Origin of the sequence: Futiania mangrovi (assembly GCF_024158125.1) — a bacterium.
GTDB lineage: Bacteria > Pseudomonadota > Alphaproteobacteria > Futianiales > Futianiaceae > Futiania > Futiania mangrovi.
In genome coordinates this window covers 240,515-263,491 of sequence record NZ_JAMZFT010000004.1, presented here as the reverse complement: position 1 = coordinate 263,491, position 22,977 = coordinate 240,515, and the positions used below count along the sequence as shown (strand labels likewise).

Genomic DNA, 22,977 nt, shown 5'->3' with positions numbered 1-22,977 from the left:
GTTGAGCGCGCCCCGCCCCCGTCTGGTGTTGGCGAGCGCCTCGCCGCGGCGGCGGGACCTGCTGGCGCGCCTCGGCATCGCGCCCGACGAGGTTCTTGCACCCGACATCGACGAAACGCCCCGCAAGGGAGAGTTGCCGCGCGACCTCGCGCTGCGGCTCGCGGTCGAAAAGGCCCGCGCCGTTGCAGACCTGCGCGCCGGATGCGTCGTTCTGGCCGCCGACACGGTCGTCGCCTGCGGGCGCCGCGCCCTGCCCAAGGCGGAGACGGAGGCCGAGGCCCGCGCCTGCCTCGCCCTGCTCTCGGGCCGCCGCCATCGTGTCATCACCGGCGTGGCGGCCGTCGCGGCAGACGGCACGCTGCGCACCCGGCGGGTGGAGACCCGCGTTGCCATGAAGCGGCTTTCCGCCGCCGAAACCGGTCTCTACATCGCCACCGGCGAATGGCGCGGCAAGGCGGGCGGCTATGCGATCCAGGGCTATGCCGAGGCGTTCATCCCCTGGATCAACGGCTCCTGCTCTGCCGTGATCGGCCTGCCGCTGGCCGAGACGGCGGCTCTGCTCGCAGCGAGCTGTATCACACCCGGCGGCCACGATGCGCGGGAATGAACTGCTGATCGAGTCGGGCCCGGGCGAGGTGCGCATCGCGCGCGTCGCCGGCGGGCGCCTGACCGAGCTTGTGCATGACCGCGCCGTGCGCTGGCCTGCGCGTGGCGCCGTCCTGCCCGCACGCATTTCCCAGGCCGCCCCCGCGCTTGACGGCCATTTCGTCGCTCTGGGCCGCGGCGTGACCGGCTTCCTGCCCGCCAAGGAGCTTGCCCGCGGCGCCCGCGCACCGGCCGTCGGCGACAGGCTGACGCTTCAGGTCACGCGCGAGGCCGTGAACGGCAAGGGACCGCGGCTGACGGCACGCATCGCGCTCGCGGGTCCCCGCGTCGTCTACCGCCCGCACGGGCGGGGGCACGGGCTGTCGCGCGCATTGGGCGGTACGCCGGCAGAGGCGCGTCTTGCCCGGCTGGCTGGGGGTGCGCCCGTTCCGGGTGGCCTGATCTTCCGCCGCACCGCGGGCAACGCCGACGAGGGGCATCTGCTGCACGAGATCGAGGCGCTGGCCGCACTCTGGTCCGGCATCGCGCGGGAGGACGAAGCGCCACTCGCCGCCGAGTACGAGATCCTGCGCCACCTCGCCGAGGTCGAGACCGTGGCTGCCGACGACACGACGCTCGGCAACCGCCTTGCCCGTATCGCCGAGACCGTAGCGCCCGATCTCGCCCCCCGGATCGAGACGGCGGCCGCCACGTCCGTCTTCGACCGCCACGACACGGCGGGCCAGATCGCCGCCGCGCTGGAGCCGCGCGTCGCCCTGCCCTCCGGCGGCAATCTCGTGATCGAGGAGACCGAAGCGCTGGTCGCCGTCGACGTCAACGCGGGCCGGGGAGAGGCGGACCCCGTCCGCACCGCAGCGCGCACGAACGCGGAGGCCGTGGAAGCGCTCGCCCGCGAGATGCGGCTGCGCGCACTGGGCGGGCCGATCGTGGTGGACGTGATCGAGGCGCAGGGCGACGCCGTGCGCGCCCGCCTCGACCAGGAGATGCGGGCGGCCACCCGCGACGACCCGGCGCGCGTCGATGTGCTGCCGCCATCGCGCCTCGGGCTCATGGAGATGGTGAGGACGCGCCTCGGCCCCTCGCTCAAGACCCTCTATACCGCGCCCGACGCCCGCCCCGCGCCGTCGGTGGAGGCCGCGGCGCTCGGCGCCGCCCGCCTCGCCGCGCGGGAAGCGAAGGGGTTGAAATTCCCCGCGGCGGTGTTGCGCGTTGCGCCCGCGGTCGCGCATTGGCTGGGCCAGCAGGCCGACCTGCGCGCCGATCTCGACGCCCGCGCGGGGCGCCCCGTCCGCATCGTCGCCGATCCTGGCCTGAGCCCTGCGACAGCCCTTGTGGAACGGGCGGCGGGCGCGTAAGCCTGACCCGCATGACAGAAGAGCGACCCCCCGCCAAACCCACGCCCTGCCCGATCTGCCGCAAGCCCTCGACGGCCGATTTCCGCCCGTTCTGTTCCGACCGGTGCCAGAAGATCGACCTCGGCCGCTGGCTGAAGGGGGTCTACGCGATCCCGACGGACGAGCCCGCGCCCGGGCCGGGAGGAGGGCCGGCTGGGGGCCCCGGGGGCGAGCCGGAGGACGAGCGCTAAGGCCCCGCCGCCCGCACGCTTTTCCGCTGACGGAAGGGCTGGACAGAGGCCGTCCGATCCCCTACAACCCTGCCTCGCGCGCGGGGGACGCGATCCCGTACCAACCTCCCCGCACACGGCGCCCAGGTAGCTCAGTTGGTAGAGCATGCGACTGAAAATCGCAGTGTCGGTGGTTCGATTCCGCCCCTGGGCACCACTTTCCGTCCCACTCCCGCATTCCCGCTTGCTCCCGGCCGCCGGTGACGCCAGAAAAGGGCGCGCGTCCGATTGCCCGTCCCGAACCCGCCCGCATCCAGGAGCACGACCCGTCCATGTCCGACCGTAGCTTCGTCCTGAACCTCTCCTGCGAGGACCGTCCGGGGATCGTCGCCGCGATCACCGCCGAGCTTGCCGACCTCGGCGGCAACATCGCCGAGAGCAACCAGTTCTGGGACCGCCAGACCAACCGCTTCTTCATGCGCATCGCCTTCACCGCGCCCGCAGCCGCGACGCGCGGGGAGATCGAGCGGCGGCTTAAGCCCGCCATCGACCGCTTCGCCATGCAGGCCGCGCTGACCGACACGGGCACCAAGCCGCGCATCGTGGTCATGGTCTCGAAGTTCGACCACGCGATGCTGCACCTCTTCTACCAGATCCGCGTGGGCTGGCTCGACGCGGAGGTGGCCGCCATCGTCTCCAACCACCCCGACAGCGCCCGCACCGCCGAGATCGAGGGCCTGCCCTTCCACCACTGGCCGGTCACGAAGGACACGAAGACCCAGCAGGAGGAGAAACTGCTCGCCCTCGTCAACGAGACGGGCGCCGACCTCGTCGTGCTCGCCCGCTACATGCAGGTGCTGTCGGACAAGCTGTCGAACCGGCTCTACGGGCGGATCATCAACATCCACCACTCCTTCCTGCCGAGCTTCAAGGGTGCCAAGCCCTATCACCAGGCGCACGAGCGCGGGGTCAAGCTGATCGGCGCGACCGCGCACTATGTCACGCCCGACCTCGACGAAGGCCCGATCATCGAGCAGGAGACCGAGCGCGTGACCCACGCGCTGAGCCCGGAGGATTTCGTCGCGGTCGGCCGCGACATCGAGAGCAGGGTGCTGGCCCGCGCGGTCAAGCTGCACGTCGAGCGGCGGGTCATGCTCAATGGCCACAAGACGGTCGTCTTCGCCTGACGCAGGGGCCGCCCGCGCGCTGCACGGGTTCACAAGGGGCGAGCCTGCTGGCAAAGTCCCGGCCCATGTCCAACTGGCACTATGACATCGAGACCGCCGTCAGCGCGGCGGGCGAGGACCGCTGGGCCGCAGCCGTCACGCCCCATTGGAGCATCGGCGGCAACCCGAACGGCGGCTACCTCGCCGGGATCGCGCTCAACGCCATGGCGCAGGTGACGGGGCGGGACTTCCCCGCGACCGTGACCACGCATTATTTGCGCCCCGGCCTCGCGGAGAAACCGGCGGAGGTGCGCACCTCGCTCGTCCGCGCGGGCCGCCGCATGGCGACCGCGACCGCAACGCTGCACCAGGACGGACAGGAACGAATCCGCCTCATGGCAGGCTTCGCCGATGCCGCGCAGTTCGGAGCCGACAGCGGGGGACCCGAACTGACCATCCCGCGTCCCGACGACCTGCCGCCGCCGGAGGCGTGCTCCAACCGGGACAGCATGGCGCAGGGTGTCGACCTCGCGATCCTGAAGCGCCTCGACATCCGCGTGCATCCCGATTTCACGGACGCAGGCGCCGCCGGCCGGGCGGAGATGGCGGGCTGGGTCCGCTTCCGCGACGGACGCGCGCCCGATCCCCTGTCGCTCATCCTGTTCGCCGACGCCTTTCCGCCTTCGCTATACGGGCTTCTCGGCGCGGTCGGCTGGGTGCCGACGGTCGAACTGACCGTGCAGGTGCGCCGCGTGCCGGCGCCGGGCTGGATCGCCGGGCGCTTCCGCACCCGCGACCTGCACAACGGCATGCTCGTCGAGGACGGGGAGTTGTGGGACGAGACCGGCGCGCTGGTCGCCCGCTCTCGCCAGCTTGCCCTGCTGCTGACGACATAGGCGGGGGGCGGCATCCATGTGCGGCCGCTTCACCAACACCATGACCTGGGCGGAAATCCGCGCCCTCTACAACCTCACGGCCGCCCAGGCCGCACCCAACCTTGCGCCCCGATGGAACATCGCGCCGACGGAGGAGACGGGCATCGTCCGGATGGAGGGCAACGCGCGCACCTTCCAACAGGTACGCTGGGGCCTCGTGCCCGCCTGGAGCAAGGGGCCGGACAGCCGCTATTCCATGTTCAACGCGCGGGCCGAGACGGTGCGGGAGAAACCCGCCTTCCGCGCAGCCTTCCGGGCGCGCCGCTGCCTCGTGCCCGCCACGGGCTTCTACGAATGGCAGGCGACCGGGCACGGCAAGCAACCCTACCTCATCCAGCCGAAGGACGAGGGACCGATGACCTTCGCGGGCCTATGGGAACGGTGGAAACCCGAAGACGGCGGCGAAAACACCCCTGACGCGATCGAGAGCATGACCATCGTCGTGACCGAAGCGAACCGGCTCGCCGCGCGCATCCACGACCGGATGCCGGTGATCCTCGCGGCGGAAAACTTCGAGACCTGGCTCACGGGCGATCCGGACGCGGCAGCCGCGCTGCTGCGCCCATGGCCCGACGGGCGCCTGAAGGCGACGCCGGTCAGCACGGCGATCAATCGCGCGGGCCGCGACGAGGATGGGCTCGTCCAGAAGACGGGTCCGACGATCGCGGACTGAAAGCCCCCCGCCCGCTCAGGCCCCCTCCGTCTCGATCTTCAGTTCGCGCCCGCAATGCTTGCAGTGTACGGCGTCGCGCTCATGCCGCGTCAGCCCGCAGCCCGGGCAGGTGAAGTCGACCTTCTTGGGCCGGAAGATCGACTGCGCGAGTTGCAGGAAGAGCCCGACCCCTCCCACAAGGATCAGGATGGAAAGAAGCCGCCCGCTCGTTCCCACCAGCGTGATGTCGCCGAAGCCCGTCGTGGTCAGCGCCGTCACGGTGAAATAGACCGCGTCGAGATAGTTGGCGATGGCGGGGTTCCGCCCCTCCTGGAAGACGAACACGGTGGCCGACACGATCACGATGAAGACGACGAGGTTCAGGCTGCGTTGCAGTACCTCCTCGTGCTCCTCGAAGATGCTGTTGGAGCGGCGCAATTCCCGCAGCACGTGGTAGGAACGCAGGATCCGCAGCGCCCGCAGCACCCGCAGATAGGCGAAATTCCCGAACACCAGGGGCGCGAGTAGGCTGAACAGCACCGCGATGTCCGCCCAGGTGAACGGATCGAGCACGAGCTTGCGCCGGTCGGACGCGACAAGCCAGCGTGCGACGAGATCCGCGCCGATCAGTGCCGCGAAGACAAGATCGGCCACGAGGATCCAGGCGGGCGTCCCGATCACGGTCGTCAGGAAAAAGAGCGCGATCACCGCGAGATCGAGCACGAGTTGGGCAAACCGGAATCGCACCGCTGCCGGGCTGCGTCCCAGATAAAGCTCCCGAAGCCTGGGATACCGCTTTTCGCGCCCGCTCATGCTGCCCCCTTCCGCAAGGCCCTGACGGGCGATCTTGGGAAACCGCGCGCGCCCTTTCAAGCACGGCGCCCCCACGGTTTGAACTGATGGGAAAAAGCCACTAGGTTGAGCGGTGAGCCAGGGGGCTCGACCCGAAGCCGCGCGGTGCCGGAACGGCTTGTCCGCGCAAGGATGTGCACCGCCATGTCTTCCAACCCCATGCAGGGGATGGGCGGCGCCTCACACGAACGACGGACGTTCACAGCCAAGTCTTCCGTTCATGTCGAAGGGCCTTCCGGGTCTTCGCCCGGGGTCTGCCCCCTTCGTTTCCAGACCATCCCACATGAGAAGAGGATCACATGCGACTCACCGAAGCCCAGGTAACCGCCGTCCGAAACGCGCTCGACGTCGAGCCGGTCGAGGAAGAGAACCCCGCGATGGAGACACTGCGCAACGCGCTTGGCGACCACACCTTCTACCTCGGCCAGGAGGGACTCTTCGTTTTCGAGCCCGTGCCGGCCGATCAGGCCAACGGTGCAGGCACGCCCGCGCAACTGATCCTGGTCGCGGCATGGACCGACGAGGAGCGCAAGGCCGTGCAAGCCGTGGAACCGCAGGTGACGAACGTCACGGTCGACCTGGACGACGCTGGCCCCGCGGCGTCCTGAGTGGGCCTTGCGCCTCTCAGCGGCGCTTGAACTCGACCTCGACGAAGGCGAAGGACGCACCGGTCGCGTTGACGACATTGTGTTCGACGCCAGCCTGCCGGAAATAGGGATTGTCGGGCGAAAGCTCGGCAATCGCCTCTCCCTCTGCGCTTTCGATCAGCAGGCGGCCCGCCCCGCGCGGCATCACGAGGTAATCGTATTCGTGGCGGTGCCAGCCCGTCTCCGCGTCTTTCTCGAATTGCCATTCCGTGACGATGGTCACCTCGTTCTCGATCCTGCGGACGGGAACGGCCTTGGGTCGCATGGGGCGTCTCCTTGTTCGGTTCGGGGAGTCTAACGCGGCAGATAGCTCTGCGGCGTCTGGTAGGTTTCGCTGAAATACTCGCGGAAGAGCCGCATGGAGGGCGTCAGTTCCACGCCCTTGCGCCAAGCGAGGCCGATGTTCATGGAGGGCACGGGCTCCGACGGAATGATCGTCTCGATCCGCTTTCCCTCCAGCGACCAGGGCCGGTAGACCATGTCCGACAGGATCGTTACCCCCTGCCCGTTCGCCACGATGGAGCGGACCGCCTCGATCGAGGAGGTCCTCAGCCGCACCGAGGGCTGGTAGTCCGTCCGGTTCCAGTAGCGCAGGGTCGTGTGCGCCGCCTCGTCGACCGTCAGCATGATGTAGGGCTCGCGCGAGATCTCCCGGAAGCCCACGCTTTCCGCGCTCAGCAGCGGGTGCCCGGACGGCACCCACAACCGGCGCTGGGAACTCAGCAGCGTGTCCGTCGAAAGCTCCGGATTGTTCACGTTGGAGGTCAGCACCACCGCCATGTCGAAGCGGTTGGTGACGAGCCCGTCCTCGATCATCTCCCGGCTCAGCTCGTAGAGCTGGATCTTGAGATTGGGGTAGCGGCGTTCGAGCCGGCCAAGGTGCTGCGGCAGGAAATAGCCGAGGACCGTGTAGGACGCCGCGACTGACAGGGTCCCCGTGATGCCCTCGTCCGCGACGCCGGGGCTCAGCGCCTCCTCGATGGAGGCGAGGATGCGGTAGGCGGAGGCAAGGAACCTCCGCCCCGCCTGCGTCAGTTCCATGCCCTGCGCGGTGCGGTCGAACAGCTTCGCGCCGGCCTGCGCCTCCAGCTCCTTGATCGCCGTCGTGATGGCCGATTGCGAGATCGACAACTCCATCGCTGCGCGGGAGACCTGCCCCAGTTCCGCGGTTGCAACGAAGTACTTCACATGGCGGAAATTCATCGCGCCCCCAACAAAAACAGATACTGCACCATCGATTTCTCAGAAGACTGGTATGGGGGTTCGCATGAACCCACCCATCAACCATTTGACCAAAAACAATAATTCGTGAATTCGCCGGAACATCGTTTATCGGATAGGGAGAATTCGCAAGCACATATTTTTCGATTTGATTCCATACCCCTTGAGGGCCGACCCTTTCACCAAGACGACCGCGCCACCCGGGGGGCGATCCAACGGCGCGACCAGCGGAGGATGCACCGTGAGACGGCAAACGATCGACCTGAACTGCGACCTCGGTGAGAATTTCGGCTACTGGCGGATCAGCGAGGCGTCGGACGAGGAATTGATGGAGCTGATAAGCTCCGCCAATGTCGCAACCGGCTTCCACGCCGGCGATCCGAACCTGATGGACAAGGTGGTCAAGGGCGCGGTGGAGCGCGGCGTCGCCGTCGGCGCACACCCGGGCTACAACGACCTGCAGGGGTTCGGACGCCGGGTGATCCAGGCCAACCCTGAGGAACTGGTCAACGACATCCTCTACCAGGTCGGCGCGCTGCGCGAGTTCACGCGCCGCCACGGCACCAAGCTGCAGCATGTGAAGCCGCACGGCGCACTCTACATGGAGGCCGCGCGGAGCGTGGAGCTTTCGTCACTGCTGGTCGACGCGCTGGCGAAGTGCAGCCCGGAGACGGCCGTGTTCTGCATGCACGTGTCCGAAACTTACCGCATCGCCAAGGCCGCGGGGCTCAAGACCGTGCGGGAGTTCTACGCGGACCGCGACTATTCCAACACCGGCAGCATCGTCTTCACCCGCCGGATGCGCGCGCTGAACCCGGAAGAGGTCGCGGAGAAGTGCCTGCGTGCCTGCACCGAGGGCAAGGTGAAGACGGTAGAGGGCGACGTGATCGACATCGAGTTCGAGTCGATCTGCTTCCACTCCGACACGCCCGGTGCGCTGCAGATCGGCAAGGCCGTGCGCAAGGGCCTGCTCGACGCCGGCATCCGCATCCTGCCCGCGGAGGAGATCCTCGCCGAAGCCGCCTGACCGCGGCGGACGCGCCCGCAAAGACCGATACAGACCCGAAGGAGGACACCCATGGCGGACATCCGCTCTCCCATCCCCGGCACCTTCTACCGCCGCCCCTCGCCCGAGGAGCCGCCGTTCAAGGCCGAGGGCGACACGGTCGCGGTGGGCGACGTGGTCGGCCTCGTCGAGGTGATGAAGACCTTCATCGAGGTGAAAGCGGACGCCGCCGGCACGGTGAAGCGCTTTGCCGTGGAGAACGAGGAGCCGGTGGCCGCCGGCGCGGTGATCGTCGAGCTCGAGGGTTGAGCCGCATGGGCATTCGCCGCCTCTTCGTCGCCAACCGGGGCGAGATCGCGGTCCGCATCGTCCGCGCGGCCCATGCGCTGGGGATCGAGGCCGTGCAGGCCTACTCCGAGGCCGACGCGGACATGCTTGCCGTGAAGCTCGCCGACGCATCCGTCTGTGTCGGTCCGCCCCAGGCCGCGAAATCCTATCTCAACATCGAGGCGCTGATCGCCGCCGCGAAGGAGACAGGCTGCGACGCGGTTCACCCCGGCTATGGCTTCCTTGCCGAGAACGCGGGCTTCGCCGAGGCGGTCGAGGCCGCGGGCCTGATCTTCGTCGGCCCCTCCGCCGACACGATCCGCCGCATGGGCGACAAGGCCGCCGCGCGCGAGGCCGCCATCGCTGCGGGCGTGCCGGTGGTGCCCGGTTCCGACGGGCGCGTGGGCACCGCGGACGAGGCCGCGGCCGCCGCGGAGAAGATCGGCTACCCGGTGATGATCAAGGCCGCCGCGGGTGGCGGCGGGCGCGGCATCCGCATCGCCGAAACGCCGGAGGATCTGCGCCGCCTCGCCCCGCAGGCCCGTTCGGAAGCGCAGGCGGCCTTCGGCGACGGCGGTCTCTATCTCGAACGTGTCATCCGCGACGCCCGCCACATCGAGGTGCAGATCCTGGGCGACGGCACGCGCGCGGTGCATTGCTACGAGCGCGAGTGCTCGCTTCAGCGCCGCCGCCAGAAGGTGTGGGAGGAGGCGCCTGCCGCCTGCCTCGACACGGCGACGCGCGAGACGCTGTGCGCCTCTGCCGTCCGGCTTGCCGAGGCGGTCAACTACCGCGGCGCGGGCACGCTCGAATATCTCTACGACGCGAAGACGGGCGAGTTCTTCTTCATCGAGATGAACACCCGCATCCAGGTCGAGCATCCGGTGACCGAGATGGTGACCGGCATCGACCTCGTCGCCGAGATGATCCGGGTTGCGGGCGGCGCACCCCTGTCGATGCGGCAGGAGGACATAAGCCTCGACGGCCACGCCATCGAGGTGCGGATCAACGCCGAAGACCCGGCCAACAGCTTCATGCCCTTCCCCGGGCTGATCGGGACGCTGGAGGTGCCGGAGGGCGACGGTATCCGCTTCGACGCGATGATCTACGAGGGCTACCAGATCCCGCCCTTCTACGACTCGCTGCTCGGCAAGCTGATCGTCCATGCGCCGACGCGCGAAGCCGCCATCGCGAAGATGGCCGAGACGCTCGCACGCCTGAAGATCGAGGGCGCCAAGACCACCATCCCGCTCCATGCCGCGCTCGCCGCCGACTCGGCGGTGCGGGCGGGGGAGTTCCACACGCAGTTCCTCGAGCCCTGGCTCGAGACCAACCCCCTGACCGCCGACTAGGAGGTTTGCGATGAAGACACGCTATTCATTCGGAGGCGACGAGCACATCTTCGTCGAGATGGACGAGGAGATGTCGCTCGACGCCTTCTTCAAGAGCCTCTCCATGACCAATGCGGTCCGGGCCGCCGAGATCGACGGCGTGACCGAGATCTGCCCGGCGAACGCCAGCTTCCAGGTCAAGTTCGACCCGGACCGGATCAAGCCGGACGACATGCTGGCCGAACTGAAGGCGCTGGAGCACACGGCCGAAAGCGCGGAGAAGAAGCTCAAGACCCGCATCATCGACTTCCCCGTCTTCTACCGCGACCCCTGGACGCACGAGACGCTGATGCGCTTCCGCGACCGGCACCAGGACCCGAACGGGACCGACCTCGACTATGCCGCGCGGATCAACGGCTTCGACACGGTGGAGGACTTCATCACCGCCCACCATTCCCAGCCGTGGTTCGTCTCCATGGTGGGCTTCGTGGCGGGCCTGCCCTTCCTTTACCAGCTGGTCGACCGGTCGCGGCAGCTCGAGGTGCCGAAATATGTGCGCCCCCGCACCGACACGCCCAAGCAGACGGTCGGCTACGGCGGCTGCTTCTCCTGCGTCTATTCGGTGCGCGGCGCTGGCGGCTACCAGATGTTCGGCATCACGCCGATGACCATCTTCGACCCGAAGCAGGAAACGAATTACCTGCGCGACTTCATGGTCTTCCACAACCCGGGCGACATCGTGAAGTTCCGCCCCATCGACCGCGCGGAATACGACCAGACGCTCGCCGACGTGCAGGCCAACCGCTACACGCCGAAGATCGCGGAGGTCGACTTCGACCTCGACGCCTTCAACGCGGACATGGACGGCTTCAACGCCAAGCTGATGGGGGCCCTCAATGACGTTTAAGGTTCTCAATCCCGGACTGCTGACCACCATCCAGGACCTCGGCCGCCCCGGCTATTTCCACCTCGGCATTCCGATCGGCGGGGCGATGGACCGGCTGGCGCTCCGGGCCGCCAACCTGCTGGTCGGCAACGACCAGGGCGCGGCCGCGCTCGAAAGCGTGTTCATGGGTCCGCAGCTGGAGTTCGAGAAGGATGCAACCGTCGCCGTTACCGGCGCGGACCTGCCGGCCCGCGTGGACGGCGTGGAGAAGGAGCCGTGGACCGCGTTCAAGGTGAAGGCAGGCCAGGTCCTGACCTTCGACTATCTGCGGGCCGGCGCGCGGGCCTATATCGCGGTCTCCGGCGGCATCACGACGCCGGAATACCTCGGCAGCCGCTCGACCTATGCGATCGGGGCGCTCGGCGGGCTCGACGGGCGCGCGCTCGCCACCGGCGACATGGTGCCCTTCGGCGGGGACACGGGCGTGAAGGAAGGCCGCAGCGTGCCGGAGAAGCTGCGCCGCATGCCGGGTAACCCGGCCGAACTGCGGGTGCTTCCGGGCCTCTACTGGCGCCTCATCACCGAGCAGGCGGGCCGCAACTTCTTCGACGACGAGTGGAAGGTCGCGCCCGAGGCCGACCGCATGGGCGTACGCTTCCGCGGCGGCCGCCCGCTGACCTTCAACGAGCGCGAGCAGCCCTTCGGCGCGGGCTCCGACCCGTCGAACATCGTGGACGGCTGCTACTCCTACGGCTCGATCCAGGTGCCGGGCGGCACCGAACCCATCGTCCTGCACCGCGACGCGGTGTCGGGCGGCGGCTATTTCACGCTGGGCGCGATCATCTCCGCCGACATGGACCTGATCGGACAACTCCAGCCGCATACCCCCACCCGGTTCGTGAAGGTGGACATGGACCAGGCGCTGGCGGCCCGGGCCGACCGGCGCGCGCTGAAGGCGAAGATCGAGGAGGCCCTCGCCTGACGGTCCCAACGACAACAACCCAACGAGACACTGACAGCGGAGAGAGAAGATGAAGCATCTGACACTTGCACTGGCGATGGGGGTGGCCATGACCGGCGCTGCCCATGCGCAGGACTGGTTCCCCTATGAGGCCGAGCAGGTCACCCCCGCCTTCGCCGCCGACGGCAAGGTCGAGAAGATCTCCTACGTGCCGCTCGAGAAGGCTTCCAAGGCCTGGGACATCTGCGTGTCCTTCCCGCACATGAAGGACGCCTACTGGCTGGGCGTGGACTATGGCGTGGTCGAGGAAGCCCGCCGCCTGGGCGTCAAGCTGCGCGTCCTTGAGGCCGGCGGCTACACCGAGCTTGCCAACCAGATCAGCCAGATCGAGGACTGCGTCGCAGGCGGCGCGCAGGCGGTCATCATCGGCGCCATCTCCTATGACGGCCTGAACAACCTCGTCAGCGAACTGAAGAAGCAGGGCGTGCCCGTGATCGACGTGATCAACGGCATGTCCTCGCCCGACCTCGCGGCGAAGTCGCTCGTCTCCTTCAAGACGATGGGCGCGGAAGCGGGCCGTTATCTCGCCGCCAAGCATCCGGCGGGATCCGAGACGGTCAAGGTCGGCTGGTTCCCCGGCCCGGCAGGCGCGGGCTGGGTGGAAGCCGCGCACCAGGGCTTCATGGAGGCCGTGAAGGGCTCCGCCGTGGAAGTGCTGGAGCCGCGCTACGGCGACACCGGCAAGGAAGCCCAGCTGCGCCTCGTCGAGGACGTGCTGCAGGCGAGCCCCGACGTGCGCTACATCGCGGGCACGGCGGTGACGGCGGAAGCCGCCCAGGGCCTGATCCGCGAGCGCGGCCTCGTCGGCAAGGTGGACCTCATCTCCTTCTACATGACGCCCGGCGTCTATGAGGGGATCAACCGCAAGTTCATCCTCGCCGCGCCGGCCGACTCCATGGTCATCCAGGGCCGCATCGCGGTCGACCAGGCGGTCCGCATCCTCGAGGGCAAGGACTATGTGAAGCACGTCGGCCCGAAGATCTTCGTCGTCGACCAGGACAACGTCTCCTCGGTCGAGCGCACGAACATCCTGCCGCCGGCAGGCTTCAGCCCGGTCTTCTCGGTCCAGTAAGACCCGACGACACCGCTGCCGGGCGCCCCCTTTTCAGGGCCGCGCGCCCGGCAGCCCCTTTCCTGATACACTCACTCCCGGCGAGAGAAGCGGCAGCGAGGCAAAAGCCCGGCCATGCCCGAACGCGACACCCTGATCGAGACCCGCGCGCTCACCAAGCGCTACCCCGGCGTGGTCGCCCTGAACGCGGTCGACTTCGACCTCAAGGCGGGCGAGGTGCACGTGCTCTTCGGCGAGAACGGCGCGGGCAAGTCGACGCTGATCTCCATGCTGGCGGGCGCGACGCCGCCCACCTCGGGCACGATCCGGGTCGAGGGCGCCGAGGTTGCCTTCCAGTCGGTCGCCGATGCCCGGGCGCGCGGCATCTCCGCGGTGTTCCAGGAATTCTCGCTGGTCCCGACCATGACGGTCGCGGAGAACATCTTCCTCGGCGACGAGCCGAAGCGCGGCCCCTTCACCGACCGGCGCGGCATGGTGCGCCGCGCGCGCGACCTGTTCGCCGAGCTCGAATTCGACATCGACCCCACCATGATGGTCGCGCTGCTGAGCCGCGCCCAGCAGCAGATGGTCGAGATCGCCAAGGCCTTTCATGCCGACGTCTCCATCCTCATCCTCGACGAGCCGACGGCTTCCCTGACCGACCGCGAGGTCGAGCACCTTTTCAAGGTGGTCGCCCGGATGAAGGCGCGCGGCGTGGGCGTCATCTACATCTCGCACCGCATCCAGGAGTTCGAGCGCATCGCCGACCGCATCACCGTGCTGCGCGACGGCGCGAAGATCGGCACCGTCGCCATGGCGGAAACGACCGAGGCCCAGCTGATCGAGATGATGGCGGGGCGCGCGATCTCCGAGATCTATCCGCAGATCGCGGCAGCGCCCGGCGACCCGCTGCTGGAGGTGCGCGGGCTGAAGGCGTGGGGCGTCAAGGGCGTCGACTTTGAGGTTCGCCCCGGCGAGGTCCTGGGCATCGCGGGCCTCGTCGGGTCGGGCAAGTCGCGCTGCTTCCGCGCGCTGATGGGATTGCTGCCGGTGCAGGGCGGCACGGTCGCGCTGCGCGGCGCGGACGTCACCGGCGCGCCAACGCGCAAGATAATGGACGCCGGCATCTACTACCTGCCGCCCGACCGCAAGAACGAGGGGCTGCAACTGGCCTTCACTGCGCGCGACAACCTCGCGCAGGGCATCATGATCGGCAAGGAGACGCGCTTCGGTCTGCTTCCCTGGAAGGAGATGTACGCCGAAGCCGACGCCGTCGCCGAGCAGGTGGAGCTTCCCCCCGCCTACCGCGACCGGCTCGTCGCGCAGCTGTCCGGCGGCAACCAGCAGAAGACGCTGTTCGGGCGCGGACTCGGCAAGGACTACGACGTCTACATCCTCGACGAGCCGACGGTGGGCGTCGACATGGGCGCGCGCGCGGCGATCTACCGCCTCGTGCAGCGCCTCGCCGAGGCGGGCAAGGCCGTGGTGGTGATCTCATCGGACCTGCCCGAGGCGATGAACCTCGCCCACCGCCTCCTCGTCTTCTCGCACGGGCGCATCACGGCCGAACTGCCCAAGGCCGAGATCAGCGAAGCCGCCGTGCTCGCACATTTCTTCGAAGGGTGACCCGCACATGACGGACCAAGCCACGACCGAGGCCGAAACCGCTTCGCAGAAAACGCCGCTCGGGATGCTGCGCGCGGTATTCATCCGGCTGGGCGTCCTGCCCTTCTTCCTGCTGGGCGCCCTGCTGATCTTCTCCGGCGTCTCCGACCGGTTCCTGACGGTGGACAACCTGACCAACGTGTTCCGGCAGTCGGTCTACCTGATCCTCGTCTCGCTGGGACAGATGCTGGTGCTGATCACGGGCGGCTTCGACCTCTCGGTGGGGGCGGTCGTGGCACTGACCTCGGTCGTATCGGCCATGGGCATGGTGGCGGCAGCGGCGATCTTTCCCGATGCGGTCTGGCTCGCCATCGCGCTCGGCGCGCTGGGCGGTCTCGCGGCGGCCGCCCTTGTGGGCCTCGTAAACGGCGTGGGCGTCGCGGCATTCGGCGTCTCGCCCTTCATCATGACGCTGGGGGTAAGCTCGGTCGCAGCCGGCATCTCGCTCTTCCTCACCGGCGGCGTGCCCGTGTCCGGCATCCCCTACGAGTTCGGAAACTTCTTCGGCTTCGGCAGGGTGTGGGGCGTGCCGGTTCCCGTGCTCGTGGCAATCCTCACCATCGCCATCATGTGGGTCTTCATGGCGCGCATGCGCATCGGCGCACACATCTATGCGGTCGGCGGCAACCCGAAGGCCGCACTTCTGTCGGCGATCAACACGAGGCGCACGCTGATCGTGGCCTATGGCATCTGCGCGCTGATCGCCTCGCTCACGGGCCTGCTGCTCACCGCGCGCGTCGAATCGGGCGAGGCGAACCTCGGCGGCACGATCGCGCTGGAATCGATCGCGGCCTGTGTGATCGCGGGCGTTTCTCTGCGCGGCGGCATCGGGCGGGTCGAGAACGTGGTGCTCGGCGCCTTCTTCATCGTGCTGGCGCAGAACGGGATGAACCTTGCGCAGGTCAGTTCCTACATGCAGATGGTATTGCTCGGAGGGCTGCTGATTCTGGCGGTCGTCTTCGACCAGATCCGCTATCGCATGATGATGGGAAGGGCGTGAGCGCAACCGATGGCATCCACCTGACAGACGTCAGCGTTGTTCGGGGCGGGCGCGCCATCCTCGACGGCATCTCTCTCGACATGACCGAGCGGCGGGTGGCGCTGGTCGGCCGCAACGGATCGGGAAAATCCACGCTCGCCCGCGTCATCAAGGGCCTGATCCGCCCGGATGCGGGAACCGTCAGGCTTTATGGCATCGATCCCGCGAAGCGCGACTTCGGTTCGCTGTCCGTCGCGGGCTTCCTGTTCCAGAACTCCGACCACCAGATCCTCTGCCCGACCGTGCTGGAGGAGATCGCCTTCGGCCTGACCGAGAACGCCGTGCCCCAGGCCGAGGCGGAGCGGACGACCCTCGCGCTGATGGAGGCGCATGGCATCGCCGGCTGGCGTGACCGCGCGGTCTCCACGCTCTCCGAAGGGCAGCGCCGGCTCGTCTGCCTTCTCGCGGTTCTGGTGATGGAGCCGCGCGTGCTGCTGCTGGACGAGCCCTACACGGGCCTCGACATCCCGACGCGGATCAGGCTCGATGCATTCATCGCGCAATTGCCGCAGCAAACTGTCATGATCAGCCACGACCCCGACACCGTGGAGAGCTTCGACCGCGTCCTCTGGATCGACGCGGGCCGCGTGCGCGCGGACGGGGCGCCGGCGGACGTGCTGCCCGCCTTCCTGGCGGCGATGCAGGCGGAAGGACAGGCGGACAGCGCATGGTCGGCGTGACGATACGCGCGCGTTGGCTGCGCGCCATGCCCGCGGGCGTGAAGCTTGCGGCGCTCGCGCTCACGAGCGTCGCGCTCTTCCTCGTGACCGACCCGCTCGTGCTCGGCGCGCTTCTCGCGGGCGTGCTCGCGCTGCTGGGGGGCGTCGGCGCGCTCGGCCTGCTACGCACGCTGAAGCCCATCGGGATCATGCTCGCGCTCGCCTTCCTAGCACACGGGCTGCTGGGCGACTGGATGCTCGGCCTCGCGGTCTGCCTGCGCATCGGCATCCTCGTGCTGCTGGCGACGCTCGTCTCGGCATCGACCGCGCTGTCGCAGATGCTGGCGGTCCTCGACCGGCTGCTCGCGCCTCTACGCTGGGCGGGCATCCCCACGCGCCCCATCGCCGTCGCCATCACCATGACGCTGCGCTTCGCACCCATGCTGGCGGAGCGGTGGCGGATGCTGACGCTCGCCTGGCGCGCCCGCTCGCCGCGCCGTCCAACCTGGCGGCTCGTCACCCCCTTCATCCTGTCCGCACTCGACGATGCGGACCATGCCGCGCTGGCGCTGGCCGCGCGCGGCGGCTTCGACCGGAGATAGAGACATGGAAACCACCGTCGCCCGCGTCGCACTGTTCGCGGCCCTCATTGCCGCGCTCGGCCTCATCCCGCAGATCACCATTCCCTTCGCGGGCGGCGTGCCGATCACGGCGCAGACGCTGGGCGTGATGCTCGCCGGCCTGATCCTCGGCCCCTGGAGAGGGGCGGCCGCCGTCCTCGTCTTCATCGCGGTGGTGGCGCTGGGTGCACCCCTGCTTGCGGGCGGGCGCGGCGGCCTCGGCGTCTTCGTCGGCCCTACCGTGGGCTTCCTCGTCGGCTGGCCGGTCGCCGCCATCGTCATCGGCCTGCTCTACCGGGCGTTCGCGGCAATGGGGCCGATGCTCTCGGGCATCCTCGCCAGCGCGATCGGAGGCATCGTCGTGCTCTACGGCTTCGGCGTCGTCGGGCTTTCGCTCATCACGCAGATGTCGCTGCTGAAGGCCGTGACGGTCGTGCTGATCTTCATCCCCGGCGACATCCTGAAGGCGATCCTCGCGGCCTTCCTGAACCGCGAGGTGCGCCGCGCGCGGCCCAGCCTCGCGGACTAGGCCCGCGCGTCCTCAAGGATCATCGCCGAGGCGCGCTCCGCGATCATCAGCACCGGCCCGTTGGTGTTGCCCGACACGATGGTCGGCATGACCGAGGCATCGACGACGCGCAGGCCCTCGATCCCCTGCACCCGCAGCCGCTGGTCCACGACCGCCATGGGGTCGACGCCCATCTTCGCCGTGCCGACCGGGTGATAGATGGTCTGCCCGGTGTCGCGCCCGTAGGCGAGCAACTGCTCGTCCGTCCGCACGTCCCTGCCGGGTGTGAGTTCGAGGTCGAGGTAGCGCTTGAGCGGCACCTGCTCGACGATGCGGCGGCCGATCTTCATGCCCTCGATCAGGCTTTCCTGGTCGCTGCGGGCCGTGAAGAAATTGGGCCGGATCGCGGGCGGATCCTCAGGGTTGGGGGAGCGGACGTGCACGCTGCCGACGCTTTCCGACCGCAAGGGCTGGATGGCGAGCGTCATGCCCGGCTGCCGGTGCAGGTCGCGCGTCGCCGGGTCGGCATAGCTCGCGTCGGCCAGGAAGAACTGCACGTCGGGCGTCGCCAGGTTCTCGCGCGTGCGCACGAAGCCGAAGGCGATGCCCGCACCGTGGGTGAGGATGCCGCGCCCCTGCAGGTAGTAGCGCGCGACCTCGCCGAGGAAGCGCAGGCCGCGCGAGCGCTCGTTGAGCGTCACGACGTCGCGCAGCCGCCAGCTTGCCCGGGTCGCGTAATGGTCGCGGTAGTTGGCGCCGACGCCGGGGCTGTGGTGCACGACCTCGATGCCGAACCCGCGCAGCAGGTCGCCGTCGCCGATGCCGGAGAGTTCCAGAAGCTGCGGCGATTGCAGCGCACCCGCAGCCAGGATCACCTCGCGCGCGGCATGGGCCTCGACGACTTCTCCGCCTCGGCGGTAGCGCACGCCCGTCGCCTTGCGCCCCGTCAGCAGCACACGCTGTGCGAAGGCATCGGTGTGGATCGTCAGGTTCTCCCGCCCGCGCGCCGGGGCGAGGTAGACGTCCGCGGCGCTCGCCCGCCGGTTCCCGGACTGGGTGAGCTGATAATAGCCGAAGCCTTCCTGGTCGCCCGAGTTATAGTCCGGGTTGCGCGGGTAGCCCGCCGCCTCCGCCGCCGCGACGAAAGCGTCCATCAGCGGGGTTTTCTCGCGCACCTCCTGCACCGGCAGGATGCCGCCCCGTCCCCGGATCGCGGGATCGGCGGACGGGATGCGCGTGTCCTCCATCCGCCTGAAGACAGGCTCCACGTCCTCCCACGACCAGCCGCGGTTGCCGAGCTGCGCCCAGCCGTCATAGTCGAGCGGCTGGCCCCGCACATAGATCATGCCGTTGATCGCCGAGGAGCCGCCGAGCCCCTTGCCGCGCGGAATGGCGATGCTGCGCCCGCCCACCGCCGGGTCCGGCTCGGTCGCGAAGCGCCAGTTGAAACGCGCGTCCGTCAGCAGCTTGTAGAAGCCCGCCGGGATCGAGACGAGCGGATGCCGGTTCTCGCCGCCCGCTTCCAGCAGCAGCACGCGCGTGCGCCCGTCCGCCGTCAGCCGGTTCGCCAGCACGCAGCCGGCGCTGCCCGCACCGACGACGATATAGTCCCATGTCCCCTGTGCGCGAGCGTCTGCCATTCCGGCTGCCTCTGCCACCTGGCCTCAGAGCACGGCCCAGGGCGCGCGCGCCGCGTAGGCCTGCTCGAACGCCGCGATCTCGGGGTCGTGCTCCATAGTCAGGCCGATGGGGCTGAGGCCCTTCATCAGGTTGCGCCTGGCAAAGCTGTCGAGATCGAAGGAGAGCACCCCGCCCTCCGGGTCGGTGACGGTCTGCGCCTCGAGGTCGATGGAGAGCGTCGCACCCGGACGGGCGTGCAGCATCTTGCGCAAGCGCGCGCATGCCTCGTTCGAGGCCCGCACCGGCAGGATGCCGTTCTTCAGGCAATTGCTGAAGAAGATGTCGCCGAAGCTGGGTGCGATGACACACCGCACGCCAAAGGCGTCGAGCGCGAAGGCCGCCGCCTCCCGCGAGGAGCCGCCGCCAAAATTCTCGTTGCCGACGATCACCGTGGCACCGCGCCATGCGGGCTGGTTCAGGATGAACTCCGGCCGTTCCGCACCCTCGGCATCGAAGCGCAGGTCGTGGAAGAGGTAGAGGTGATAGTCGGGATCGGCCTTGCGCTTGCGCAGATAGCGCGCGGGCAGGATCTGATCGGTATCGACATTGAGCGCGTCCATGGGAACGGCCACGCCCTCGTGATGGGTGAAGGGTTTCATGCCGCACCTCCCTCGGACATCAGGTCGCGCACATCGGTCAGGCGGCCCGTGACCGCAGCGGCTGCCGCCATGGGCGGGCTGACGAGATGCGTGCGCGCGCCCGGTCCCTGCCTGCCGACGAAATTACGGTTCGAGGTCGAGGCGCACCGCTTGCCTGCCCCGATCGTGTCGCCGTTCATGCCGACGCACATGGAGCAGCCGGCATGCCCCCAGCGGAAGCCGGCCTCGATGAAGATGCGGTCGAGACCCTCCTTCTCCGCCTGCGCGCGCACGAGGCCCGATCCGGGCACCACGAGTGCCGGCACCTTCGCCTTGCGCCCCTTCAGGACCGCGGCGGCGGCCCTCAGATCCTCGATCCGGCCGTTCGTGCAGGAGCCGATGAAGACATGGTCGACCGTCACGTCCCTGAGCGCCGTTCCGGGCGCGAGGCCCATGTAGTCGAGCGCGCGCTGCATCGCCGCGCGGCGGTCTGGGTCGGGCTCGCCCGCCGGGTCGGGCACATGTCCGTCGATGGGCAGCCCGTCGGCCGCGGTATTGCCCCACGTCACCATGGGCGCGATGGCGGCGGCGTCGAGTGCGATCTCCCGGTCGAAGCGCGCGCCCGGATCGCTCGGCAATTGGCGCCAGGCCGCGACCGCCTCGTCCCACAGCGCGCCCTTCGGGGCGTACGGGCGGCCTTCGAGATAGGCGAAGGTCTTCTCGTCCGGGGCGACGAGGCCGCCGCGCCCGCCGCACTCGATAGTCATGTTGCAGATGGTCAGCCGTTCCTCGACCGACATGGCTTCGACCGCCTCGCCCGCGTATTCGACGACATGGCCGAATGCCCCGCCCGCCCCCACCTCGCGGATGACGGCCAGGATCACGTCCTTCGCGGTCACGCCGGCTGCGCGGGTGCCGTTCACGCTCACGCGCAGCGTCTTGAGCGGCTTCTGCCACAGGCACTGGGTCGCGAGCACGTGGGCCGACTGCCCGCCGATGCCGAACGCGAGCGCGCCGAGCGCCCCGTGGGTCGAGGTGTGGCTGTCGCCGCACAGCACGATGGTCCCGGGCAGCGTGATCCCCTGCTCGGGCCCTACGACATGGGTGATGCCCATGCGCCTGTCGTCCATGCCGAACTGGGTAATGCCCCAATGCGCGCAGTTGCGCTTCAGGTCTTCGATCCGCGCGCGCCGGTCGGCGTCGTCCACCGCGTCGAGCGTGCGCCCTCCGCTCGGCGAGAAATGGTCGGGCACGCCGAACACCTGGGCCGGGCGGCGCACGGTCCAGCCCTCGTTCTCCAGGATGTCGAAGGCGTGGAAGGACGAGGAATCGGTCAGCAGCAGCCGGTCGACGTAGAGCAGCGTCTCCCCGCTTGCCGGGTCGTCGAGAACGCGGTGGGCATCCCAGATCTTCTGGAACATCGTCCTGGGTTCGGACATGGTCTCAGGCCTTCTCCTTCAGAAGCGCGTTGCGCTGGCGGTAGGTGCGGACGGCGGGCAGGGCCAGGGACGCGGCCAGCAGCAGCAGCAGGATCAGCGTCACCGGCCGGCCCATCACGTACTCCGCGAACTGCCCGCTCGCGAGCTGGTAGGTGCGCAGCATCTCCCCCTCGATCATGCCGCCGAGCAGGATGCCGATGACCGTCGCCGCGACCGGATACTCGTAGCGCCGCATGACCCAGCCCAGCGCGGAGAACACCGCGACCGTGACCGGCCCGGCGATGCTGCCGGTGTAGGCGTAGGAGCCCAGGAGCGCCATCATCATCACCGTCGGCACCAGCAGGCGCAGCGGCACCTTCACGATGGCGCTGGCGACGAAGATGAAGCCCAGCCCCACGATCAGCAACAGGATCACCTGCACCAGGTTGCCAAAGATGATCGCGTAGACCACGTCGGTGTTGTCGGCGAGGAAACGCGGGCCACCCGTCACATTATGCGTGGCGAAGGCCGCGAGCATGATCGCCGTGCCGCCGCCGCCGGGGATGCCGAGCGCGAGCAGCGTCGCCATGGAGCCGCCCTCGGAGCTGCTGTTGGCGCTTTCGGACGCGATGACCCCGCGCGGATCGCCCTTTCCGAAATTGCCGCCCGCGCCCGCGCGTCGCTTGGCATCCGCGTAGGAGACGAGATTCGCGACCGACGAGCCGACGCCCGGGATCGCGCCGATCAGGCTGCCGATCACGCCGCCGCGCAGGATCTCGACCGGGTAGCGCAGCGCCAGCCGCACGCCCGCGAGGATGCCGCGCAGGTTCAGCCGCCGCTTCTCCTCGTCGGCCACCAGGTAGTCCGTGCGGATCAGGTTGAAGAGTTCCGAGGCCGCGAACAGCCCGATCAGCGCCGGGATCGCGGGAACCCCGTCGAACAGGTAGATCGAGCCCATGGTCCCGCGGAAGGAGCCGAGCGCACTGACCCCGATCGTGCCGATCAGCAGGCCGAGAACGCCCGCCAGAAGCCCGCGCGCGAAATAGCGCTCGCGCAGCACGGCAATCAGCGACATGCCCCAGATCGCCACCACGAACATCTCGGACGGACCCAGCCGCAGCACGACAGACGCGATCGGCGAGACGAACAGGAACAGCACGAGATAGCTGAGCCCCGTGCCGATGGTGGAGGCGGCGAGCGCCGCGCCGAGCGCAATGTTGTGCTCGCCCCGCCGCGCCATGGGATAGCCGTCGAACGTCGTGGCCACCGCGGCGGATGTGCCCGGGATGTTCATCAGGATGGCAGGAATCGCACAGCCGAAACCGCCGCCCGTGAAGATCGCGGTCAGGAACAGGATGGCCTGCAGGAAATCCATGTAGAGCGTGAGCGGCAGGAAGATCGCCATTCCGATGGAAATCGAGAGGCCCGGGACCGCTCCGAAGATCAACCCGATCAGCAACCCCGGCAGCACCACGAGCCAGGCACCCGCATTGTGGGTGAGGATGTCGACGGCGCCAGCGACACCGGCCATGTCGATCATGTCAG

25 protein-coding genes and 1 tRNA gene are annotated in these 22,977 nt (G+C 68.8%); 19 read left to right on the top strand and 7 right to left on the bottom strand.

Going from position 1 to position 22,977, the window contains the following annotated elements; genetic code table 11:
- Position 1 precedes the first annotated feature (1 nt).
- The 7 genes from NJQ99_RS16110 (at position 2) to NJQ99_RS16080 (ending at position 4,944) form a co-directional block, all read left to right on the top strand.
- Positions 2-607 (top strand): Maf family protein, encoded by a 606-nt coding sequence (locus NJQ99_RS16110; RefSeq protein ID WP_269333900.1) that lies wholly within the window; start codon positions 2-4, stop codon positions 605-607.
- Positions 594-1,961, top strand: a complete 1,368-nt coding sequence (locus tag NJQ99_RS16105; RefSeq protein WP_269333899.1) for a ribonuclease E/G — start codon at positions 594-596, stop codon at positions 1,959-1,961. The genes NJQ99_RS16110 and NJQ99_RS16105 overlap by 14 nt, the downstream gene beginning before the upstream one ends.
- An 11-nt stretch (positions 1,962-1,972) precedes the next feature.
- Positions 1,973-2,191, top strand: coding sequence for a DNA gyrase inhibitor YacG (yacG, locus tag NJQ99_RS16100; protein ID WP_269333898.1), 219 nt, complete (start codon positions 1,973-1,975; stop codon positions 2,189-2,191).
- Positions 2,192-2,311: 120 nt separating this feature from the next.
- Positions 2,312-2,387 (top strand) — tRNA-Phe (locus tag NJQ99_RS16095).
- Between the two features lie 115 nt (positions 2,388-2,502).
- Positions 2,503-3,357 carry a formyltetrahydrofolate deformylase gene (gene purU, locus NJQ99_RS16090; protein WP_269333897.1) on the top strand — a complete coding sequence of 285 codons (855 nt, stop codon included), beginning with the start codon at positions 2,503-2,505 and terminating at the stop codon, positions 3,355-3,357.
- 65 nt (positions 3,358-3,422) lie between these two features.
- The gene (locus NJQ99_RS16085; RefSeq protein ID WP_269333896.1) at positions 3,423-4,232 is read left to right on the top strand and encodes a thioesterase family protein; all 810 of its coding nucleotides are present in this window, start codon (positions 3,423-3,425) and stop codon (positions 4,230-4,232) included.
- Positions 4,233-4,248: 16 nt separating this feature from the next.
- Positions 4,249-4,944, top strand: a complete 696-nt coding sequence (locus NJQ99_RS16080; RefSeq protein WP_269333895.1) for an SOS response-associated peptidase — start codon at positions 4,249-4,251, stop codon at positions 4,942-4,944.
- Positions 4,945-4,959: 15 nt separating this feature from the next.
- Here NJQ99_RS16080 and NJQ99_RS16075 read toward each other — a convergent pair whose 3' ends face one another.
- The gene (locus tag NJQ99_RS16075; RefSeq protein WP_269333894.1) at positions 4,960-5,736 is read right to left on the bottom strand and encodes a potassium channel family protein; all 777 of its coding nucleotides are present in this window, start codon (positions 5,734-5,736) and stop codon (positions 4,960-4,962) included.
- Positions 5,737-6,074: 338 nt separating this feature from the next.
- Here NJQ99_RS16075 and NJQ99_RS16070 point away from each other — a divergent pair, with 338 nt between their 5' ends.
- Positions 6,075-6,383, top strand: a complete 309-nt coding sequence (locus tag NJQ99_RS16070; protein WP_269333893.1) for a hypothetical protein — start codon at positions 6,075-6,077, stop codon at positions 6,381-6,383.
- Between the two features lie 16 nt (positions 6,384-6,399).
- Here the strand turns inward: NJQ99_RS16070 and NJQ99_RS16065 are convergent, their stop codons facing one another.
- Together NJQ99_RS16065 and NJQ99_RS16060 are read right to left on the bottom strand one after the other, a co-directional pair.
- Positions 6,400-6,687: a cupin domain-containing protein gene (locus NJQ99_RS16065; RefSeq protein WP_269333892.1), complete on the bottom strand. Its 288-nt coding sequence runs from the start codon at positions 6,685-6,687 to the stop codon at positions 6,400-6,402.
- 29 nt (positions 6,688-6,716) lie between these two features.
- Complete coding sequence (locus NJQ99_RS16060) at positions 6,717-7,625, bottom strand: LysR family transcriptional regulator (RefSeq protein ID WP_269333891.1); 909 nt, start codon at positions 7,623-7,625, stop codon at positions 6,717-6,719.
- A gap of 259 nt (positions 7,626-7,884) precedes the next feature.
- On the opposite strand from NJQ99_RS16060, the gene NJQ99_RS16055 reads away from it, so the two are divergent.
- The 11 genes from NJQ99_RS16055 to NJQ99_RS16005 all read left to right on the top strand — a co-directional run bounded on the left by NJQ99_RS16055 (position 7,885) and on the right by NJQ99_RS16005 (position 17,777).
- The gene (locus tag NJQ99_RS16055) at positions 7,885-8,670 is read left to right on the top strand and encodes a 5-oxoprolinase subunit PxpA (protein WP_269333890.1); all 786 of its coding nucleotides are present in this window, start codon (positions 7,885-7,887) and stop codon (positions 8,668-8,670) included.
- Between the two features lie 51 nt (positions 8,671-8,721).
- Positions 8,722-8,958, top strand: a complete 237-nt coding sequence (locus NJQ99_RS16050; protein WP_269333889.1) for an acetyl-CoA carboxylase — start codon at positions 8,722-8,724, stop codon at positions 8,956-8,958.
- A 5-nt stretch (positions 8,959-8,963) separates the two neighbouring features.
- The gene (locus tag NJQ99_RS16045) at positions 8,964-10,328 is read left to right on the top strand and encodes an acetyl-CoA carboxylase biotin carboxylase subunit (RefSeq protein WP_269333888.1); all 1,365 of its coding nucleotides are present in this window, start codon (positions 8,964-8,966) and stop codon (positions 10,326-10,328) included.
- A 10-nt stretch (positions 10,329-10,338) separates the two neighbouring features.
- Positions 10,339-11,214: a 5-oxoprolinase subunit B family protein gene (locus NJQ99_RS16040; RefSeq protein ID WP_269333887.1), complete on the top strand. Its 876-nt coding sequence runs from the start codon at positions 10,339-10,341 to the stop codon at positions 11,212-11,214.
- Positions 11,204-12,175, top strand: coding sequence for a 5-oxoprolinase subunit C family protein (locus NJQ99_RS16035; protein WP_269333886.1), 972 nt, complete (start codon positions 11,204-11,206; stop codon positions 12,173-12,175). The genes NJQ99_RS16040 and NJQ99_RS16035 overlap by 11 nt, the downstream gene beginning before the upstream one ends.
- A gap of 49 nt (positions 12,176-12,224) precedes the next feature.
- Entirely contained in the window at positions 12,225-13,286 is a 1,062-nt protein-coding gene (torT, locus tag NJQ99_RS16030) for a TMAO reductase system periplasmic protein TorT (RefSeq protein WP_269333885.1), read from the top strand.
- Positions 13,287-13,400: 114 nt separating this feature from the next.
- Positions 13,401-14,891, top strand: a complete 1,491-nt coding sequence (locus tag NJQ99_RS16025) for a sugar ABC transporter ATP-binding protein (protein WP_269333884.1) — start codon at positions 13,401-13,403, stop codon at positions 14,889-14,891.
- Between the two features lie 64 nt (positions 14,892-14,955).
- Positions 14,956-15,930 carry an ABC transporter permease gene (locus tag NJQ99_RS16020; protein WP_407933373.1) on the top strand — a complete coding sequence of 325 codons (975 nt, stop codon included), beginning with the start codon at positions 14,956-14,958 and terminating at the stop codon, positions 15,928-15,930.
- Positions 15,927-16,649 (top strand): energy-coupling factor ABC transporter ATP-binding protein, encoded by a 723-nt coding sequence (locus tag NJQ99_RS16015; RefSeq protein ID WP_269333882.1) that lies wholly within the window; start codon positions 15,927-15,929, stop codon positions 16,647-16,649. Before NJQ99_RS16020 ends, NJQ99_RS16015 begins: the two co-directional genes overlap by 4 nt.
- On the top strand, positions 16,637-17,230 hold the full coding sequence (locus NJQ99_RS16010) for a CbiQ family ECF transporter T component (RefSeq protein ID WP_269333881.1): 594 nt from the start codon (positions 16,637-16,639) through the stop codon (positions 17,228-17,230). Before NJQ99_RS16015 ends, NJQ99_RS16010 begins: the two co-directional genes overlap by 13 nt.
- Positions 17,231-17,234: 4 nt before the next feature.
- On the top strand, positions 17,235-17,777 hold the full coding sequence (locus NJQ99_RS16005) for a biotin transporter BioY (protein WP_269333880.1): 543 nt from the start codon (positions 17,235-17,237) through the stop codon (positions 17,775-17,777).
- Here the strand turns inward: NJQ99_RS16005 and NJQ99_RS16000 are convergent.
- The 4 genes from NJQ99_RS16000 to NJQ99_RS15985 are packed head-to-tail and all read right to left on the bottom strand — an operon-like array spanning position 17,774 to position 22,972.
- Entirely contained in the window at positions 17,774-19,396 is a 1,623-nt protein-coding gene (locus tag NJQ99_RS16000) for a GMC family oxidoreductase (RefSeq protein ID WP_269333879.1), read from the bottom strand. The genes NJQ99_RS16005 and NJQ99_RS16000 overlap by 4 nt on opposite strands.
- Positions 19,397-19,420: 24 nt before the next feature.
- A complete protein-coding gene (gene leuD, locus NJQ99_RS15995; RefSeq protein WP_269333878.1) occupies positions 19,421-20,035 on the bottom strand; it encodes a 3-isopropylmalate dehydratase small subunit in 615 nt (204 codons plus the stop codon).
- The gene (gene leuC / locus NJQ99_RS15990) at positions 20,032-21,453 is read right to left on the bottom strand and encodes a 3-isopropylmalate dehydratase large subunit (RefSeq protein ID WP_269333877.1); all 1,422 of its coding nucleotides are present in this window, start codon (positions 21,451-21,453) and stop codon (positions 20,032-20,034) included. Before leuC ends, leuD begins: the two co-directional genes overlap by 4 nt.
- A 4-nt stretch (positions 21,454-21,457) precedes the next feature.
- A complete protein-coding gene (locus NJQ99_RS15985) occupies positions 21,458-22,972 on the bottom strand; it encodes a tripartite tricarboxylate transporter permease (protein WP_269333876.1) in 1,515 nt (504 codons plus the stop codon).
- Between the last annotated feature and the right edge of the window lie 5 nt (positions 22,973-22,977).

Excerpts from the sequence above, each read along its gene's own strand:
- NJQ99_RS16050 (WP_269333889.1), top strand. The coding sequence starts at position 8,722 with ATGGCGGACATCCGCTCTCCCATCCCCGGCACCTTCTACCGCCGCCCC.
- NJQ99_RS16060 (WP_269333891.1), bottom strand. The coding sequence starts at position 7,625 with ATGAATTTCCGCCATGTGAAGTACTTCGTTGCAACCGCGGAACTGGGG.
- leuD (WP_269333878.1), bottom strand. The coding sequence starts at position 20,035 with ATGAAACCCTTCACCCATCACGAGGGCGTGGCCGTTCCCATGGACGCG.
- NJQ99_RS16035 (WP_269333886.1), top strand. The coding sequence starts at position 11,204 with ATGACGTTTAAGGTTCTCAATCCCGGACTGCTGACCACCATCCAGGAC.
- NJQ99_RS15985 (WP_269333876.1), bottom strand. The coding sequence starts at position 22,972 with ATGATCGACATGGCCGGTGTCGCTGGCGCCGTCGACATCCTCACCCAC.
- NJQ99_RS16020 (WP_407933373.1), top strand. The coding sequence starts at position 14,956 with ATGCTGCGCGCGGTATTCATCCGGCTGGGCGTCCTGCCCTTCTTCCTG.
- NJQ99_RS16000 (WP_269333879.1), bottom strand. The coding sequence starts at position 19,396 with ATGGCAGACGCTCGCGCACAGGGGACATGGGACTATATCGTCGTCGGT.
- yacG (WP_269333898.1), top strand. The coding sequence starts at position 1,973 with ATGACAGAAGAGCGACCCCCCGCCAAACCCACGCCCTGCCCGATCTGC.
- NJQ99_RS16005 (WP_269333880.1), top strand. The coding sequence starts at position 17,235 with ATGGAAACCACCGTCGCCCGCGTCGCACTGTTCGCGGCCCTCATTGCC.
- leuC (WP_269333877.1), bottom strand. The coding sequence starts at position 21,453 with ATGTCCGAACCCAGGACGATGTTCCAGAAGATCTGGGATGCCCACCGC.
- NJQ99_RS16080 (WP_269333895.1), top strand. The coding sequence starts at position 4,249 with ATGTGCGGCCGCTTCACCAACACCATGACCTGGGCGGAAATCCGCGCC.
- NJQ99_RS16070 (WP_269333893.1), top strand. The coding sequence starts at position 6,075 with ATGCGACTCACCGAAGCCCAGGTAACCGCCGTCCGAAACGCGCTCGAC.
- NJQ99_RS16040 (WP_269333887.1), top strand. The coding sequence starts at position 10,339 with ATGAAGACACGCTATTCATTCGGAGGCGACGAGCACATCTTCGTCGAG.
- torT (WP_269333885.1), top strand. The coding sequence starts at position 12,225 with ATGAAGCATCTGACACTTGCACTGGCGATGGGGGTGGCCATGACCGGC.
- NJQ99_RS16065 (WP_269333892.1), bottom strand. The coding sequence starts at position 6,687 with ATGCGACCCAAGGCCGTTCCCGTCCGCAGGATCGAGAACGAGGTGACC.
- NJQ99_RS16105 (WP_269333899.1), top strand. The coding sequence starts at position 594 with ATGCGCGGGAATGAACTGCTGATCGAGTCGGGCCCGGGCGAGGTGCGC.
- purU (WP_269333897.1), top strand. The coding sequence starts at position 2,503 with ATGTCCGACCGTAGCTTCGTCCTGAACCTCTCCTGCGAGGACCGTCCG.
- NJQ99_RS16025 (WP_269333884.1), top strand. The coding sequence starts at position 13,401 with ATGCCCGAACGCGACACCCTGATCGAGACCCGCGCGCTCACCAAGCGC.
- NJQ99_RS16085 (WP_269333896.1), top strand. The coding sequence starts at position 3,423 with ATGTCCAACTGGCACTATGACATCGAGACCGCCGTCAGCGCGGCGGGC.
- NJQ99_RS16075 (WP_269333894.1), bottom strand. The coding sequence starts at position 5,736 with ATGAGCGGGCGCGAAAAGCGGTATCCCAGGCTTCGGGAGCTTTATCTG.
- NJQ99_RS16045 (WP_269333888.1), top strand. The coding sequence starts at position 8,964 with ATGGGCATTCGCCGCCTCTTCGTCGCCAACCGGGGCGAGATCGCGGTC.
- NJQ99_RS16010 (WP_269333881.1), top strand. The coding sequence starts at position 16,637 with ATGGTCGGCGTGACGATACGCGCGCGTTGGCTGCGCGCCATGCCCGCG.